A 17,395-nucleotide genomic window follows, 5' to 3' on the forward strand; every position below is an offset into this window, starting at 1 on the left:
CCACCCACCTAGGTACCCGCATGAAACTTCCCGTCCTTGCCGCCTCCATGTTGCTTGCCTTCGGCGCAGCGTCCCAGGCCGTCGCCCAGACCGCCAAGCCTTTCGTCTGGGAGAACGCCACCGTCTACTTCCTGCTGACGGACCGTTTCAACAACGGCGACAAGACGAACGACCTCGCATACGGACGCAAGAACGACGCGGCCAAGCTGCGCGGCTTCATGGGCGGCGACCTGAAGGGCATCACGGCCAAGATCAAGGACGGCTATTTCAAGGAGCTGGGCGTGAACGCCATCTGGCTCACGCCGCCCGTCGAGCAGATCCATGCGGGCACCGACGAGGGCACGGGCAAGAGCTACGGCTTCCACGGCTACTGGGCCAGGGACTTCACGGCGATCGACGCCAACCTCGGCACCGAGGCGGACTTCCGCACTTTTGTGGACACGGCGCACGCCAACGGCATCCGCGTGATCCTCGACGTGGTGATGAACCATACCGGCCCGGTGACGGAGCAAGACCCGGTGTGGCCGTCGAACTGGGTGCGTACCGGCCCGAAGTGCACGTACAAGGACGCGCCGACGACGATCGACTGCACCCTGGTGGACAACTTGCCGGACATCCTCACCAATAGCAATGCCAACGTGCCGCTGCCGCCGCATCTCGTGGCCAAGTGGAAGAAGGAAGGGCGCTATGAGCGCGAGGTGAAGGAGCTGGACGCCTTCTTCAAGCGCACCGGCTACCCGCGCGCGCCACGCTTCTACCTCGTCAAGTGGCATGCCGACTGGGTCCGCAAGTATGGTGTGGACGGCTTCCGCGCCGACACCGTCAAGCACACCGAGCCGGGCGTGTGGAAGGAAGTGAAGCAGGAAGCCAGCCTGGCTTTTGAAGAGTGGAAGCGCGCCAACCCAAGCAAGCGCCTGGGCAACCTGCCGTTCTTCATGACTTCCGAGGTCTACAACTACTCGATCAACCACGGCCGCAGTTTTGATCTCGGCGGCGGGACCAGGGTCGACTACCTGGCCAATGGCTTCGACAGCATGATCAACTTCAGCATGAAGTCCGACGCCGCCCAGGGCTACGAAATGCTGTTCTCGGAGTATTCGAAAGCGCTGCACGGTCCGATGAAGGGCTACTCGGTGCTGAACTACGTCAGCTCGCACGACGACGGCAGCCCCTTCGATCCTGCGCGCCAGCGTCCGATCGAATCGGCCAACAAGCTGCTGCTGGCGCCGGGCTCGGCCCAGATCTACTACGGCGACGAAACCGCGCGCCTGCTCAATATCGAAGACGCCACGGGCGACGCCAAGCTGCGTTCCTACATGAACTGGGACGAACTGGCAGCCAACGCCCAGCGCGGCCAGCATCGCATTGGCGACATCCGCGAACACTGGGCGAAGCTGGGGCGCTTCCGCGCCGCCCACCCGGCGGTGGGCGCCGGCCTGCACCAGATGCTGGCGCACAGCCCCTATACCTTCAAGCGCACCTGGGACAAGGATGGCGTGAGCGACCGCGTGGTCGTCGCGCTCGACCTGCCGAAGGACAAGGCGCTGCCGATCACGGTGGCCGGCGTGTTCAACGACGGCCAGACCGTGCGCGACGCGTATTCGGGCCAGGCCGCGGTCGTCAAGGACGGCAAGGTGCAGTTCGCCCGGCCGTCGCCGGTGGCGCTGATCGCCCAGGACTAGGTTTTGTAGGGCGGTCGGCAGAGCCGACCGCCCTACGAGAATTCTCGTTCGTCGTCTTTCGGCTAGACTCCGGCCCGCGGTACATCCCCGCCAGCATCTGCACCCAGGGCTCGTATTCCGGCTTCCAGGTGTTGACGTAGTAGGTCGCCTTCTCGTAGTTGCGGATGCGTTCCGCCGTGGTCTGCAGTTCGCGCTCGTACCACTTGTCCACGCCCAGCGAAGGCACGCCGAGGGTTTTCCAGTCTTCCAGGCCGATCGGGTTCACCAGCACCAGCTGCTCACGATGGCGTTCTTCACGCCGATGGAGTCGAGCAGCGCGCGCGTGTTTTCGCTCAGCTGCTGGAAGGTGTACTGGTAGTGGGCCGGCTCGGTCGACTTGCAGAAGCCCACCTGGTCGGGCGCCACCACGCGGTAGCCGGCGCTGCTGAGATGGGCCATGCGCCGCAGATGCAGGATCCGGTGCAGTTCCATAAGGCACTGCTGAAGGGATTGGTTCGGTAGGGTGGACGGGTCCCCGTCCGCGCGTTCAACTACACCGTGCTAACAGGTGCATCGTCCATCTTCACGCTGGTTGAACGCGTGGGCAGAATCTGCCCACCCTACGGACCGTGGTGCATTGCCGCCGCGTGAACGTGGCACCCATCGCCGGTATTTTTGCTTTTCGATCAATGGTATCCTTACGCGATCCGGGACTTCCGTCCCGCCCAGCCTTGATCCGTGATGACCGTTGAACCCGAAACCGACCTGAAACCTTCCCGCGCCGCTTTTGCCGATGGTCCGCGCCTCCTGGCCGACATCGGCGCCACGCATGCCCGCTTCGGCCTCGAGACCGCGCCCGGCGTGCTGCGCCAGGTGGCGGTGCTCCTGTGCGACGACTACGGCGGCATCGTGGAACTGCTGCATGCCTACCTGGCCCAGCTCGGGGGCGTGCGCATCAACCACGCGGCTTTCGCGCTGGCCAATCCGATCAGCGGCGACTATATCCGCATGACCAACCGCGACTGGCAGTTCTCGACCGACGAGGTGCGCCGCACCCTCGGCCTGTCGACGCTCCTGATCGTGAACGACTTCACGGCGCTGGCCATGGCCCTGCCGGGCTTCCAGCCGCAGGACCTGATGCAGGTCGGCGGCGGCGCGCCGCAGAGCCACGCGGTGGCGGGCGTGCTGGGACCGGGCACGGGCCTGGGCGTCTCCGGCGTGATCCCGACCATCGACGGCTTCGTCACTCTCGGCAGCGAAGGCGGCCACGTCAACTTCGCTCCCGCCGACGAGCGCGAGTTCGCGATCCTGCAATACGCCTGGGAAGAGTGGCCGCACGTCTCGAACGAGCGCCTGATTTCCGGCCCGGGCATCGAGCTGATGTACCGCGCGCTGGCGCGCCGCAACGGCGTCGAGGCTCCCGGCCGCAGCACCGCCGACATCGTCAGCGCCGCGCTGGACGAGAAGGACGCGCTCTGCCTGGAGACCCTGGAGACCTTTGCCGGCATGCTGGGCAGCGCCGCCGCCAACCTGGCGGTGACTCTCGGCGCCTTCGGAGGCATCTTCATCGGCGGCGGCATCGTGCCGCGCATCGCCGAATGGTTCGCCACGTCTCCCTTCCGCGCGCGCTTCGAGGCCAAGGGCCGCTTCACCGAGTACATCGCCCAGATCCCGACCTATGTGATCATGACGCCGAACCCGGCCCTGCACGGGGTGTCGGCGATCCTGACCGAGCACCTGCGCGGCCGCAGCGGGGCGAATACCCTGATGGACCGCGTCCAGCAGCTGCGCCACGAGCTGTCGCCGGCCGAGCAGCGCGTCGCCGCCCTGGTGCTCGAGCATCCGCGCAAGGTGCTGTCCGAGCCGATCGCCGAGATCGCGCGCCTGGCCGACGTCAGCCAGCCGACCGTGATCCGCTTCTGCCGCTCGCTCGGCTTCCAGGGCCTGGCCGAGTTCAAGCTGAAATTCGCGGGCAGCCTGACCGGCACCATCCCGGTGCGCCACAGCCAGGTGCGCATGAGCGACAGCACCCACGACCTGTCGGCCAAGGTGATCGACAACACCGTCTCGGCGATCCTGAAATTCCGCGACCAGCTCGACGTGCACGCGATCGACCGCGCCATCGAGCTGCTGCGCCGTGCGCGCCGCGTCGAGTTCTACGCCATGGGCAACGCGCGCGCGGTGGCGCTGGACGGCCAGCACAAATTCTTCCGCTTCCGCATCCCGGCCGCGCTGTACGGCGACTCGCACCTGTTCACGCTGGCCGCGGGCCTGCTGGGCCCGGGCGACGTGGTGATCGCGATCTCCACCGCCGGCCAGCTGCCGGAATTGCTGGAGGCGGTCGACACGGCGCGCGCGATGGGCGCCGACGTCATCGCCATCACCAGCAGCAAGTCGCTGCTTGCGAAGAAGGCCAGCGTCTGCCTGGCGGTCGACCATAGCGAGGACAGCACCACCTTCCTGTCGATGATCTCGCGCATCCTGCAGCTGCTCTTCATCGACATCATGTCGGTCGGGATTTCGCTCGGCGCCCAGGAAGCGCCGGCGGGCGAGGGCGATGCCCAGCGCAGGCTCCTGATTTCGCACCTCGACAGCTGAACATCATGGCCATGCACGAGCACTCCCCGCGCCGGCGGCAGCTGCTGGGCGGCGCCCTGGCCCTGCCGCTGGCCGGCGGTGCGCTGGCCGCGCCCGCGCCTGGACTTGCAAAAGCGCCGCTCCAGGTCGGCGGCCTGCCGGTCACCTGCAACCTCACCTTGCCGATCGCCTGCAAGGCGCGCGCGGCGGCCGACGGCAAGCCGGGGGCGGCCGCCACCCTGTTCGAGTACAACAAGTATTCTGGCTGGCCCGAAATCAAGGAATCCCTGATGACGGGCCGCATCCAGGCCGCCTACATGCTGGCGCCCCTGGTGATGGACCTGACCGACTGGCGCATTCCGCTCAAGATCGTCTCGCTCGGCCACCGCTCCGGCGCCGTCATCATGGTGCGCACCGATTCTCCCTACCGCAAGTTCGCCGACATGCGCGGCAAGAGCATCGCCATCCCCAGCCGCTTCGCCGTCGACTACCTCTTCCTGCGCAAGATGCTGGCGCGCGAGGGCATGTCGCCGAAGGACATCGAAGTCATCGAGATGGCGCCGCCCGACATGCCGGCCGCGCTGTATGCCGGCGCCGTGGACGGCTACTGCACCGGCGAGCCCTTCGGCGCGGCGGCCCAGCGCGCCGGCTATGCGCGTCCGCTGTCGATGACCCGCGATGAGTGGCGCAACTACATCTGCTGCGTGCTGACGGTGCGCGAAGAGCTGATCAGGACCAATCGCCCGCTGGTGCAGGAACTGGTCAACTATGTGCAGGCGGCCGGCAACTGGCTCGATGCCTCGCCCCTCAACCGCGACAAGGCGGCGCACATCGCGGCCCAGCGCGCCTTCTTCAACCAGGACCCGAAGATCATCAAGTTCGTCATGGACAACCCCTCCGACCGCGTCACCTATGGTGACCTGCGCATGCTGCGCGCCGAGTTCGACGAGCTGATGCAGCTGTCGGTGCAGGCCGGCACCCTGAAGCGTCCGGTCCGCTACGAGCAGTACGTGGACGAGAGCTTCGTGAAAAACGTCCGGCCCGTGAAGGTGATGCTGTGAAGCGCCGGCTCTTGCTTTCCCTGCTCCTGGCCGCGTCGATGGCGCAGGCCGCGGAGCCACTGAAATCGGGCACCTTCTCGCCGGCCCGCGCGGCGCCCGAGATCGCGCAGCAGGCCGCCGACGGCCGCGACTTCCGCTTGTCGACACTGCGGGGCAAGGTCGTGGTGCTGGAATTCGGCTTCACCCATTGCCAGGCGATCTGCCCGGCCTCGCTGGCCCTGCTGGCGCAGGCGCGCCAGAAGCTGGGGCCGAACGCGGACCGCCTGCAGGTGGTGTTCATCTCGGTCGATCCGGAACGCGACACGCCTGCGCGCCTCAAGGATTACCTGGCGAAGTTTGACAAGAGCTTCATCGGCCTGACCGGCACCCCGGAACAGATGGCGGCGATCCGCAAGGACTACGGCATTACCGCCACCAGGGTGCCGACGGGCCCGGACAGCTACCAGATGGGCCACTCGTCCTACCTCTACTTCATCGACAAGAAGGGCATGCTGCGCGCGCTGATGCCGTTCGGCCGCCCGGCCGACGAGATCGTGCACGACGTGAACGTGCTCTACGCGGAATAGATGGACGGCCGATTGAAGAAGCGGATCGGCATCGTGCTGTTTGCTGCCAGCCTGGCGGCGCCGCTGGGCTGGGCCGCCTTCGCGCCGGTGACGGCGCCCTCGCGCGAGAGTGTGTTCGAGATCCCGAAGGGCACCTGGGAACGCCGCATGAAGGGCGACAAGACCTCGACCCTGCCCGAGCGCGTCACCTTGACGCTGGGCGTGCGCGACGTGCTCCTGCTGCGCAACCGCGACACCGTGCCGCAGATGTTCGGCCCGGTCCTGATCATGCCCGGACAGGATTTCCGCCTGCCTTTCGGCCAGGCCGGTGAACACCCCTTCGACTGCACGGCCCACGCCAGCGGCACCATGACCGTGGTGGTCGAGGAAGCGCCGGCCGCCGGGCTGGCGCGCCTGCGCTGGCGCATTGATTCCCTCCTGAACCGGAATACCGCATGAATCTCGAAAGATTGAACCGGGTCTGGCCGCCGCTGCTCCTGATCGCCGCCGTGGTGGCGCTCTGGTGGTTCGTGGTGGTGCAAAGCGAAAGCCTGATCTTCCCGACCCCGCTGCAGGTGGCGGCCGGCACCGTCGAACTGGCCGCCGACGGCACCCTGTGGCGCCACATCGGCGCGTCGCTCCTGCGCGTGGCCACGGGCTTCCTGATCGCCATGCTGGTGGCGCTGCCGCTCGGCCTGTGGATGGGCCGTGTCGACGCCGCCTACCGCACCTTCAATCCGCTGTTCCAGATCCTGCGCCCGATCTCGCCGATCGCCTGGATTCCGATCGCGATCCTGTGGTTCGGCGTGGGCGACGTGTCGCCGGTGTTCCTGATCTTCCTGGCCGCAGTGTTCCCGATGATCGTGCAGACCGCCGCGGGCGTGCACGCGATCGACGCACGCTACCTGCGCGCCGCCGAGAACTTCGGCGTGCCGCGCGCAAGGCTGTTCCGCCAGGTGATCGTGCCGGCGGTGCTGCCCGAGGTCTTGACCGGCATGCGCATCAGCCTTGGCGTCGCCTGGCTGGTCGTGGTGGCGGCCGAGATGATCGTGCGCAGCTCGGGACTGGGTTTTCTCATCATGGACGCCCGCAACGCCGGCAACCGCTACGACCTGGTGGTGGCGGCCATGATCATCATCGGCCTGATCGGTCTGGGCATCGACGTCGCGATGCGCCAGCTGGAGGGCATCAGGCAGGTAAGGTGGCGCTATGGACGCTAAGATCGCAATCAGGGGGCTGCGCAAGGGATTCCGCGCGCTGCAGGTCATCGACGGCATCGACCTCGAGGTCGCGCCGGGCGAATTCGTGGCCATCGTCGGCCCCTCGGGCTGCGGCAAGTCGACCCTGATGAAGCTGCTGGCAGGTTTCGAGCGTCCCGACAGCGGCGCGGTGGCGATCGACGGCGTGCCGGTCACGCGGCCCTCGCCGAACGCCATCGTGATCTCGCAGCACGGCTCGGTGTTTCCCTGGCTGACCGTCCGCGAGAACCTGATGTTCGGCCTGCCCGGCAAGGACCGCGCCGCGGACGTGGCGACCGCCGACCATTACGCCGAGATGGTGGGACTCAAGGGATTCGAGAAGGCCTACCCGCACGAACTGTCGGGCGGCATGCTCAAGCGGGTGGAGATCGCGCGCGCGCTGGCGGTCAAGCCGGACATCGTGCTGATGGACGAGCCCTTCTCGGCGCTCGACGCGCTCACCGCGCTCAAGATGAGGAACGAATTGCTGCGCGTGCTGCGCGAGGAAAACCACACGGTGCTCCTGATCACCCACGACGTCGAGGAAGCGATCTACCTGGCCGACCGGATCGTGGTGCTGTCCTCGCGCCCGACCAGGGTGGCGACCGTGTTCCCGATCGCCCAGCCGCACCCGCGCAAGGTGTCGCAGCCGGCGCTGCAGGAGATCAAGGACGCGATCCTGGCGCAGTTGGGCATGTCTTACGCCTGACTGGGGGTAGGGTGGGCCTGGGCGGCCCCGCGAGTCCTCCGCCCACGCGTTCAACGAATGGATGCGACCAGGCGACGCCCCTGTCATTTGAACGCGTGGGCAAAGGATTGCCCACCCTACGCCTGAACCCCGCTTTTGACGGCTCACTCCCCGCTTCCTGCAGTCTGTCGAAGCGGGAGTGCTGCCCGCCCGGCGCCGCGCTACGATGCTTTCATCCGACCTCAGGGAGAGCATCTTGAAAACGATCGTATCCGCCGTCTTCACGGCAAGCCTGCTGTTCAGCCCCACCGCAATGGCCCAGGACACGAAGGACATCGCAGCCGCCCGCACGGCGGCGGAAAGCTGGCTGAAGCTGGTCGACAATGGGGACACCGGCGCCGCCTGGCGCGCCAGCTCGGCCAACGTGCGCAAGGACACCAACCAGTTCTTCTGGGGCTCGATCATCAACGTGAGCCGCGCGACGCTGGGCGACTTGAAGTCGCGCAAGCTGAAGGGCAGCAGCGACAAGGGCAACGGCCAGCTGGCCTTCGAATACGATTCGAAGTTCAAGTCGGACAGCAAGGTGACCGAGACCGTCACCACGGTGCACGAGAAGGACGGCAGCTGGCGTGTGAGCGGCTATAACGTTTCCGCTTCCAACTGATCCTTCGCTCAGCGGTGCGTCGCCCCGATCGGGCTTCTGCTAAGGTTTCCCGGACACTTTGAGGAGGGAACCATGGAGCGTTACCTGATCGTTTACCGGGGCTCGACCGTCGACGAGTCGGAGGGCCCCCTGCACGATGCCGCGCGCTGGGACGCGTGGTTCGATTCCCTGGGCAGCGCCCTGGTGGAGCGCGGCGGCCTGGCGCGCAGCAGCGTCGAGGTGCCGAGCCGGCTGCGCGGGCCGAAACTCAACAGCGCGTCGCTGTCGGGTTATTCGGTCATTTCCGCGGTGGACTTCAATGCGGCTGTCGAAGTGGCGGAGAGCTGCCCGATCTTCGACGAGAAGGGATCGGTCGAGATTGCCCGCCTGATCGACACGGCGGGCTGACTCCCTTCTTCTATTCGGTGACGAACACCACCGCCGTGCGCGGCGGCACGGTGAAACTGCCGTTTGCGCTGTCGAAGCGCGCCTGGGCGGCACGCTTGTCCGCCGCATGTGCGGCCCGGTGCACCGGATGCAGCACCAGGCGCTTGCCGCGCAAGGCCTCGTCCGTCACGGTGTGCGCCACCTTGTCCACGTTCACCAGATAGCTCAGGCCGGCGAACTTCGCCCCCGGATAGCCCTTGCCGTCGATCCATGCCGCCAGCACGGTCGGCTCCTGCTGCGGTCCGGTATTGAAGAAGCGCAGGCGCTGCACGATGTCCTGGGTACTGCGCATCCGGAACAGCGTCGAGCTGGCGCGGATCGCCAGCAGGTCGCGGAAGGCGTCGCGGGCGAAAGCGATGTCCGATGGCGCCGGCTTGATGGCGGCGGACTGCGCCAGGTAGGGCTTGAGCAGCGGCCAGTCCTTGCCGTTGTCGTCGCTCTGCGGCAGGCCGGTGCCGAAGTAGTTGTCCTGGTAGCTCCAGTCGATGCGGTTGAACCAGTCGCCCGCATTGAAGCTGTTCTTGTCCAGGGACTTCGAGCGCAGCGTGTCGATGCCGGCGTGGTAGTAGGCCACGCCCTGGCTGAAGGCGTTGATCGCCATGCCCAGCACCTGCACGCGGGCGCGCTCGTTCGCAGGGGTCGCCACCGGCAGCTTGAGCACGTTGATGTCGAACAGCGTCTGGTTGTCGTGGTTCTCGACGTAGTTCACCACTTCGCCCGGCTGGCTCGCATAGCCGGCCGGCTGGTCGCCGTAGGGGATCGCTTCCAGGGTGCGCCGCTCGCCGTCGAAGGTCTGGAACGCAAAGGGTCGCACCGAGCCGGCCAGGCCGACGCGGATCATGTCGGCCGCGCGCAGCAGGTCGACCGTCTTGTGCTCGCCGCCGCGGGCGTTCGGGTCGTAGACCAGGCCGTTGATATAGCCCTGGCGGCGGATCATCGCCTCGCCCGAGTCGCCGGCGCTGCCGCCGCGCACGGCATCGCGCGCGCGGTCGCTGAAGGTGCCGATGCCGGAACCGTTCAGCGACAGCTGGGACGCCTGCACGAAGCGCGCACCGTTGGCCACTTCGCCGAAATTCCAGCCTTCGCCGATCAGCTGCACATGGCGGCCCGCGGCCTTGTCGACACGCTTCTGCAGGCGCTCCATCGCTTCGCGCGGCTGGTGGCCCATCAGGTCGAAGCGGAAGGAATCGATCTTGTAGTGGCGGGTCCAGAGCTCCGCGGAGTCGATCATCAGCTTGGCCATCATGCGGTTCTCGGTGGCCGTGTTGTCGCAGCAGGTGGAGCGTTCGATTCCCCCAAGCGCATTGAGGCGGTGGTAGTAGCCCGGCACCACGCGGTCCAGCACCGACTTTTCTTCCTGGCCGGCGATGAAGGTGTGGTTGTAGACGACGTCGGTACCGACGCGCAGGCCGGCCTTGTGCAGGTCCATCACCATCTGACGGAATTCCAGGATGCGGCGGGCGCCGTCCGACGGATCGCTCGCGTAGCTGCCTTCCGGCGCGCTGTAGTGGTAGGGGTCGTAGCCCCAGTTGAAGCAGTCCGTGTGCGCGGTCTTGCGGGTGAGGGCCTGCTGGCTCTCGCCGTCCGGGCTGCCCGCAGGTTGCGGCACGGCGCAGTCCTTTTCCGGCACGCTGCCGATGTCGTACACCGGCAGCAGGTGGATGTCGGTGAGGCCGGCCTTGGCCAGGCCCTGCAGGTGGCGCATGCCGTTCGAGTTCGTCTCGCCGAAAGCCGTGTACTTGCCGCGCTTCTGCTCGGGCACGCTCGGGTCGTTGATCGAGAAGTCGCGCACGTGGAGCTCGTAGATGACCATGTCGGTCTGGGCTTTCACGGTGCTTGGCGCGCGGGTGGCGTCCCAGCCTTTGGGCTTCAGGTTCGGCGCGTCGAGGTCGGCGACATAGCTGCGCTTCGAGTCCGTCGTCAGGCTGACGGAATATGGGTCGGTGACGAGGTTGCGCACCAGGCCCATGCCGTTGACCGCCACGTCCACCGCGTACCGGTAGTAGGTGCCGGAGAGGTCCCTGGATGCCTGGGCTTCCCAGGCGCCGGTGCGCGCGTCGAAGGCCATCGCGTGCACGGCGCTCGCGCGGCCACTGCCGCTGTCGTAGGTGCAGACGGCGACATTGCGGGCGGTCGGCGCCCACAGGCGGAAGGTGGTGCGATTCTTCTTCGGCGTGGCGCCCAGGCCGGCGATGTTCTCGGCCGCCGCGTACAAATCGTCCAGCGCGCCGGCCGCCTGAATGCGGGTCGCATCGCGTACCGTGCCGTCAGGGGCTTCCTGCACCAGCACCAGCTGGCCGCGGTGCAGCTCCTTGACGCGTTTCAGGTCCGCCGCACCCAGCGACAGGACGGGGCCACTTGCCACGTACTTGAAGCGGGCAGGCAGGGCCGTGGCGGACGGCTCGAGCGCCAGCGCGCCATCGGCGCCCGTGACCTTCGCGCCCGGCTTCGCGACGATGGAGGCCTTGGCCGAGTGATAGAGCTTGACGGCGCCGGCATTGGCGCCGGGCCAGGTCAGGCGCCGGCCGTCGAGCCAGACGGCACGGGCGTCCAGCGTGGCATTCGACGCGTGCAGGACCTGCTGGAAGGCGGGATCGTCGCAGGTCGCGAGAGGCACTGCGGCGTGGGCGGAAGAGGCGAGGGCGGTGGCCGCGAGGGCGAGGTATCGGAGTTTGGGCATCGTGGGGTGGGCGGGTCCTCCCGCCCACGCGGTCACGCGGCAGCAGCCCCGCCAGTCAAGGTGAATGAATCAGCCGCGGTAGTGATCGACCATCTTGTAGCGCTTGGCGTACAGCCCGAAAGCCAGGGCCGCCAGCAGCGCGAAGCCGGCGAAGAAGTACATCTGGAAGGCCATCACCCCCACGCCCGAGCTCTCGATGTAGGCGATCACGGCCTCGTTCTTCACGCCCGCGTTCACGATCAGCACCCACAGGTTGCCGACGGTGACCGCCAGGTACCACAGCGCCATGATCACGCCCTTCATCGAGGTGGGCGCCTGGCTGTAGGCGAATTCGAGGCCGGTGGCCGAGACCAGCACCTCGCCCAGCGTCAGGAGCGCATACGGCAGGATCTGCCAGGCGATCGACACCGCGTCGCCGGCATCGAGCTGCACCTGCAGGTTGCCGACCACGATCCAGGCCAGGGCCGAGAAGGCGATGCCGGCGGTCATGCGGCGCAGGGCCGTCGGGAGCAGGCCCATCTTGGTGAGCAGCGGGAACAGCACCAGGTTGTTGAAGGGGATGAGGATCATCACCAGCAGCGGATTGAGCGCCTGCATTTGCGCCGGGATGACCTCGAAGGTCCAGCCGAGCAGGTTGACTTCGGTCGACATGGCGTTGGCCTGCACGATCCAGGTCGAGGCCTTCTGGTCGAACAGGGACCAGAAGGGCGTGACCAGGCCGAACACGATCAGGATGCGCAGCACGGCGCGCACGCCGTCCACCGCGATGTCGGGATGCGCGCCGCGGGCGCGTTCGAGCTGCAGCGAGGCGCCGATGCCGACGCCGGCCAGCAGCAGCACGAGGGCGGTGCAGGCGGCGATCACGAAGCCCCAACTCGGCGTCATGGCCAGCGAGGCGACGGCGGCGGCGGCCGCGAACGCGGCGACGATCAGGCCCGGACGGCCCTGGCCCGCCTGGCGTGCGAACAGCGCGGTGCGCACCACGCGCAGGAAGGAATGCGGATCGCTCGGGGCCGGCGGCACGTGCACGTACTTCTTCTTGCCGCTCCATAGGACCATGGTGGCGATGAACATCAGGATGCCCGGGATACCGAAGGCCACCGAGGGACCGTAGTCGCGCAGGAAGAGCGGCATCAGCAGCGACGCGAAGAAGGAGCCGAAGTTGATGATCCAGTAGAAGGCATCGAACACCACTTTCGCCTTGTCCTTGTTGGTCTTGTCGAACTGGTCGCCGACGAACGAGGCCACCAGCGGCTTGATGCCGCCCGAGCCGAAGGCGATCAGGAACAGGCCGAAATAGAAGCCCTCGACGCTATGCTCGAAGATGGCGAGGCAGGCGTGGCCGGCGCAGTAGATGAGGCTGAACCAGAAGATGGTGTTGTACTTGCCGAAGAAGCGGTCGGCCAGCCAGCCGCCCAGCAGCGGGAAGAAGTACACGCCCATCATGAAGGTATGGAAGACGTGCTTGGCTTCGCTGGCGCGGTGTTCCTGGGCCACGAACAGCAGCAGGGTCGAGATCAGGAAGGGCGTCAGGATGTTGCGCATGCCGTAGAAGCTGAAGCGCTCGCAACCTTCATTGGCGATGATGTAGGGGATCTGGCGCGGCATGCGGCCTGCGCGCTGAGCCTCGCTAGGTGCTGGAGAATTCATGGCGTCCTCGGGAAATCGAAACAGACGCGATCCTATGCCGAGCTCATGGAACTTTGCAATAAAAATATCGCTGTGAAACAAACCAGATACAGAACTCTCGTAGTTTAGCTACTTCCCGTTTTGAGAGCGTTAAGGGATGAAAGTTCTAAGTGATTGAATATAAAGGATTATGATCGAAAATTCCTGGTTTCTAGGTAATTGTCAACCTTTTCTCGATCCTGTATATTGCCTAGAATTCCACGAACCCTGACGGACCAGCCATGACCCAGATCTCGACCAACCCCGACTGGTGGAAAGAAGCCATCATCTACCAGGTCTACCCGCGCAGCTACCTCGACACCAACGGCGACGGCGTGGGCGACCTGGCCGGCATTACCGAGAAGCTCGACTACATCGCGAGCCTGGGCGTGGACATCGTCTGGCTGTCCCCCTTCTTCAAGTCGCCGATGAAGGACTTCGGCTACGACATCGCCGACTACTGCGACGTCGACCCGCTGTTCGGCACCCTGGCCGACTTCGACGCGCTGATCGCAAAGGCGCACAGCCTGGGCCTGAAAATCATGATCGACCAGGTGATGTCGCACACCGCCGACACCCACCCCTGGTTCGTCGAAAGCCGCAAGAGCCGCGACAATGCCAAGTCGGACTGGTACGTCTGGGCCGATCCGCTGCCGGACGGCTGCCCGCCGAACAACTGGCTGTCCGTCTTCGGCGGCTCGGCCTGGCAGTGGGACACCCGCCGCAAGCAGTACTACATGCACAACTTCCTCACCAGCCAGCCGCAGCTGAACTTCCATAATCCGGAAGTGCAGCAGGCCCACCTCGACGCCCAGCGCTTCTGGCTCGCGCGCGGCGTGGACGGCGTGCGCATGGACGCCTGCGTGTTCCACTTCCACGACCGCGAACTGCGCAGCAATCCGCCGGCCCTGGTGCGCGACACCTCGACCGTCACGGACGTGAACCCCTACGGCATGCAGGCCCACATCTACGACAAGACCCAGCCGGAGAACGTCGCCTTCCTGCAGCGCGTGCGCGCCCAGCTGAACGAGTTCGGCGCGGTGTCGATCGGCGAAGTCAGCTCGGACGACGCGCTGGCGCAGATGGCCGAATACACCGAAGGCGGCGACAAGCTGCACATGGCCTACAGCTTCAACCTGCTCACGCCGGTGTTCACCGCAAGCCACATCCGCAAGCAGGTCGAGGAGTTCAAGGAGCGCGTGAAGGACGGCTGGGCCTCCTGGTCGGTCGGCAACCATGACGCCATCCGCGTGATGACGCGCTGGGGCGGTACGAACCCGAGCCCGGAGCTGGGCAAGCTGGTGCTGGCGATGCAGCTTTCGCTCAAGGGTACGCCCTGCCTGTACCAGGGCGACGAACTGGCGCTGACCGAGGCCGACGTTCCTTATGAGCTGTTGCAGGACCCCTACGGCATCACGTTCTGGCCCGAGTTCAAGGGCCGCGACGGCTGCCGCACCCCGATGCCGTGGACGGGCGAGGCGCCGAACGCGGGCTTCACCAGCGGCACGCCCTGGCTGCCGGTGGCCGAGCCGCACCTGGCCGCCAACGTCGCCGCGCAGGACAAGGACCCGGATTCGATGCTGAACTTCCAGCGCCGCTTCATCGCTTGGCGCAAGACCATGCCGCAGCTGACCCGCGGCGACATCGACTTCTTCGACGCCCCGGAACCGGTGCTGGCCTTGCGCCGCGACGTGGCAGGGATGGACAGCGTGCTGGCGGCCTTCAACCTGAGCGCCGAGCCGGTCAGCTTCGCCTGGCCTGCAAGCGGCCAGGCGACGGCGCTGGATGCGCACGGCCTGCCGGGCGAAGCTGCCGGCGGGCGCGTCACCCTGCCGCCCTACGGCGCCTGGTTCGGCAGCATCCCGGCGGACGCCGAATAATGGGAAGCCAGCAGGAGGCCACGGGCTTCGCGGAGAAGTCCGCGCGCACGGCATTCGCCGACGGCCCGCGCCTGCTGGCGGACATCGGCGCCACCCACGCGCGCCTGGCCCTGCAAACGGCGCCCGGCAGCTTCGGCGCCGTGCGCGTGCTCAAGTGCGAGGACTTCGACGGCATCGTCCCGCTGCTGCGCTACTACCTGCAGGACCACACGAACATCAAGCTGCACCACGCGGCGCTCGCCGTGGCCAACCCGATCAGCGGCGACTTCGTCCGCATGACCAACCGCGACTGGCAGTTCTCGACCGATGCGGTGCGCCGCGAACTGGGCTTGACGACCCTCCTGATCGTGAACGACTTCACCGCGCTGGCGATGGCGATTCCGGGGTTTGGGGAGAAGGACCTGATGCAGGTGGGAGAGGGCGCGCCTGTTCCGCAGGCCGTGATCGGCGTGCTTGGACCCGGCACTGGGCTGGGCGTCTCGGGCGTGATCCCGACCGAGGACGGCTTCGTCACCCTCGGCAGCGAAGGCGGCCACGTGAACTTCGCCCCCGGCGACGAGCGCGAGTTCGCCATCCTGCAGAGCGCATGGCGCGAGTGGCAGCACGTGTCGAACGAGCGCCTGATCTCCGGCCCCGGCATGGAGATCATCCACCGCGCGCTGGCCGAGCGCAACGGCGTCGACGCGCCGCCGCGCAAGGCCGCCGACATCATTGCCTGCGCGCTCGAGTCGCAGGACCCGCTGTGCCTGGAAGTGCTGGAGTGCTTCTGCGGCATGCTGGGCGCGGCGGCCGCCAACCTGGCGGTGACGCTCGGGGCGTTTGGCGGCATCTTCATCGGCGGCGGCATCGTGCCGCGCATGGGCGAGTGGTTCGCCAGATCGCCGTTCCGCGCCCGCTTCGAGGCCAAGGGACGCTTCACCGACTACATCGCGCAGATCCCGACCTATGTGATCAGCGCACCGTACCCGGCGCTGCACGGCGTGGCGACCATCCTGGCCGAGCACCTGCGCGGGCGCAGCGGCGCCAATTCGCTGATGGAGCGGGTCCAGAACCTGCGCCACGAGTTGACGCCCGCCGAGCAGCGCGTGGCCGCCCTCGTCGTCGAGCAGCCGCGCCTGGTGCTGAACGAACCGATCGCCGAGATCGCGCGCCTGGCCGAAGTCAGCCAGCCGACCGTGATCCGCTTCTGCCGCTCGCTCGGCTTCGCGGGCCTGGCCGAATTCAAGTTGAAATTCGCCAGCAGCCTGACCGGCTCGATCCCGGTGCGCCACAGCCAGGTGCGCACCAGCGACAGCACCCACGACCTGTCGGCCAAGGTGATCGACAACACGGTGTCGGCGATCCTGCGCTTCCGTGATCAACTGGACGTGCGTTCGCTCGACCGCGCCATCGAGCTGGTGAGCCGCGCGCGCCGCGTCGAGTTCTTCGCGATGGGGAATTCACGCGCGGTGGCGCTGGACGGGCAGCATAAATTCTTCCGCTTCCGCATTCCGACTTCGCTGTACGGCGACTCGCACCTCTTCAAGCTGGCGGCGGAACTGCTGCAGCCGGGCGACGTGGTGATCGCCGTCTCGAATTCGGGCAGCATCGCCGAGCTGTTAGAGGCCGTGGACATCGCGCGCGGCGCCGGCGCCGACGTCATCGTGATCAGCAACAGCCAGTCGCCGCTGGCGCGCAAGGCGACCGTGTGCCTGGCGGTGGATCATGCGGAGGACAGCACCAGCTTCCTGTCGATGATCTCGCGCATCCTGCAGCTGCTGCTGATCGACATCCTCGCGGTCGGGATTTCGGTCGATGGGCAGCATGGCGAAGCGGAAGGAGCCGACCCGCGCCGGCTACTGATCTCGCACCTGGACAGCTAGCGCGCATACTGATCGGGACTGGCTACTTCTTCGTACTCGCTGAGCCGCACCTGGAAGAAAGCCACGACCAGGACAATCCAGATTTCCCAGAACAGTCCCGCGTCGAAGCGGATATCGAAGAGCAAGCCCGCCAGTCCACGCCCGCCCAGGTAGATGGCCAGGAGAAGGTTGGACGGTTTCAGCTTGATTTTCACCTCGGTGCCGCAGTTCGGACACTTGGTTCGACCGTCGAAGGGCGGCGAAAACTGCGCACGCCAGGATATCGACAAGTCACGACAATGCGGGCATCGATACATGCTTCCCCTTTCGACAGTAAGTTAATGCGAGTTGACTGGAAATGTTCCCCAACTGCGAAATGCGACCGACGGGCTCAGCACAGCAATCCAAGTGGTTGCGGCCGTCTGCCTCGGGCTGGTTGCGGTTCTTCGACGCAGACTGCTTTCGG

The 17,395-nt window shown here is 66.5% G+C and carries 14 protein-coding genes and 1 pseudogene; 11 read left to right on the forward strand and 4 right to left on the reverse strand.

What is annotated here, in order from left to right:
* Positions 1–20: 20 nt before the first annotated feature.
* Positions 21–1,682: an alpha-amylase family glycosyl hydrolase gene (locus tag ACQ7JA_RS18585; protein WP_430900404.1), complete on the forward strand. Its 1,662-nt coding sequence runs from the start codon at positions 21–23 to the stop codon at positions 1,680–1,682.
* Between the two features lie 73 nt (positions 1,683–1,755).
* Here ACQ7JA_RS18585 and ACQ7JA_RS18590 read toward each other — a convergent pair.
* Positions 1,756–2,111 (reverse strand): annotated as a pseudogene (locus ACQ7JA_RS18590) (alpha/beta fold hydrolase); the annotation flags it as partial.
* Positions 2,112–2,402: 291 nt separating this feature from the next.
* Between ACQ7JA_RS18590 and ACQ7JA_RS18595 the strand changes: the two are divergent.
* The 8 genes from ACQ7JA_RS18595 (at position 2,403) to ACQ7JA_RS18630 (ending at position 8,821) form a co-directional block, all read left to right on the forward strand.
* On the forward strand, positions 2,403–4,259 hold the full coding sequence (locus tag ACQ7JA_RS18595; RefSeq protein ID WP_430900406.1) for a glucokinase: 1,857 nt from the start codon (positions 2,403–2,405) through the stop codon (positions 4,257–4,259).
* 11 nt (positions 4,260–4,270) lie between these two features.
* The gene (locus ACQ7JA_RS18600) at positions 4,271–5,299 is read left to right on the forward strand and encodes an ABC transporter substrate-binding protein (protein WP_430900408.1); all 1,029 of its coding nucleotides are present in this window, start codon (positions 4,271–4,273) and stop codon (positions 5,297–5,299) included.
* A gap of 11 nt (positions 5,300–5,310) precedes the next feature.
* On the forward strand, positions 5,311–5,865 hold the full coding sequence (locus ACQ7JA_RS18605; protein ID WP_430900410.1) for an SCO family protein: 555 nt from the start codon (positions 5,311–5,313) through the stop codon (positions 5,863–5,865).
* Positions 5,866–6,303, forward strand: coding sequence for a hypothetical protein (locus tag ACQ7JA_RS18610; RefSeq protein ID WP_430900412.1), 438 nt, complete (start codon positions 5,866–5,868; stop codon positions 6,301–6,303).
* Entirely contained in the window at positions 6,300–7,064 is a 765-nt protein-coding gene (locus ACQ7JA_RS18615) for an ABC transporter permease (protein WP_430900413.1), read from the forward strand. Before ACQ7JA_RS18610 ends, ACQ7JA_RS18615 begins: the two co-directional genes overlap by 4 nt.
* Positions 7,054–7,791, forward strand: coding sequence for an ABC transporter ATP-binding protein (locus tag ACQ7JA_RS18620; RefSeq protein WP_430900415.1), 738 nt, complete (start codon positions 7,054–7,056; stop codon positions 7,789–7,791). The genes ACQ7JA_RS18615 and ACQ7JA_RS18620 overlap by 11 nt, the downstream gene beginning before the upstream one ends.
* A gap of 235 nt (positions 7,792–8,026) precedes the next feature.
* A complete protein-coding gene (locus ACQ7JA_RS18625) occupies positions 8,027–8,434 on the forward strand; it encodes a DUF4019 domain-containing protein (RefSeq protein WP_430900417.1) in 408 nt (135 codons plus the stop codon).
* Positions 8,435–8,506: 72 nt separating this feature from the next.
* On the forward strand, positions 8,507–8,821 hold the full coding sequence (locus ACQ7JA_RS18630) for a hypothetical protein (RefSeq protein ID WP_430900419.1): 315 nt from the start codon (positions 8,507–8,509) through the stop codon (positions 8,819–8,821).
* Between the two features lie 10 nt (positions 8,822–8,831).
* On the opposite strand, the gene ACQ7JA_RS18635 is transcribed toward ACQ7JA_RS18630, so the two are convergent.
* Entirely contained in the window at positions 8,832–11,540 is a 2,709-nt protein-coding gene (locus ACQ7JA_RS18635) for an alpha-1,6-glucosidase domain-containing protein (RefSeq protein ID WP_430900421.1), read from the reverse strand.
* 69 nt (positions 11,541–11,609) lie between these two features.
* Positions 11,610–13,190, reverse strand: coding sequence for an oligopeptide:H+ symporter (locus tag ACQ7JA_RS18640; RefSeq protein WP_430900423.1), 1,581 nt, complete (start codon positions 13,188–13,190; stop codon positions 11,610–11,612).
* 260 nt (positions 13,191–13,450) lie between these two features.
* Here ACQ7JA_RS18640 and ACQ7JA_RS18645 point away from each other — a divergent pair, with 260 nt between their 5' ends.
* A complete protein-coding gene (locus ACQ7JA_RS18645; protein ID WP_430900425.1) occupies positions 13,451–15,088 on the forward strand; it encodes an alpha-amylase family glycosyl hydrolase in 1,638 nt (545 codons plus the stop codon).
* Entirely contained in the window at positions 15,088–16,950 is a 1,863-nt protein-coding gene (locus ACQ7JA_RS18650) for a glucokinase (protein WP_430900427.1), read from the forward strand. The genes ACQ7JA_RS18645 and ACQ7JA_RS18650 overlap by 1 nt, the downstream gene beginning before the upstream one ends.
* On the opposite strand, the gene ACQ7JA_RS18655 is transcribed toward ACQ7JA_RS18650, so the two are convergent.
* Entirely contained in the window at positions 16,947–17,144 is a 198-nt protein-coding gene (locus ACQ7JA_RS18655; RefSeq protein WP_430900429.1) for a hypothetical protein, read from the reverse strand. The genes ACQ7JA_RS18650 and ACQ7JA_RS18655 overlap by 4 nt on opposite strands.
* Positions 17,145–17,395: the final 251 nt, after the last annotated feature.

The sequence above is a fragment of the Massilia sp. BKSP1R2A-1 genome, assembly GCF_050586525.1.
GTDB lineage: Bacteria > Pseudomonadota > Gammaproteobacteria > Burkholderiales > Burkholderiaceae_D > Telluria.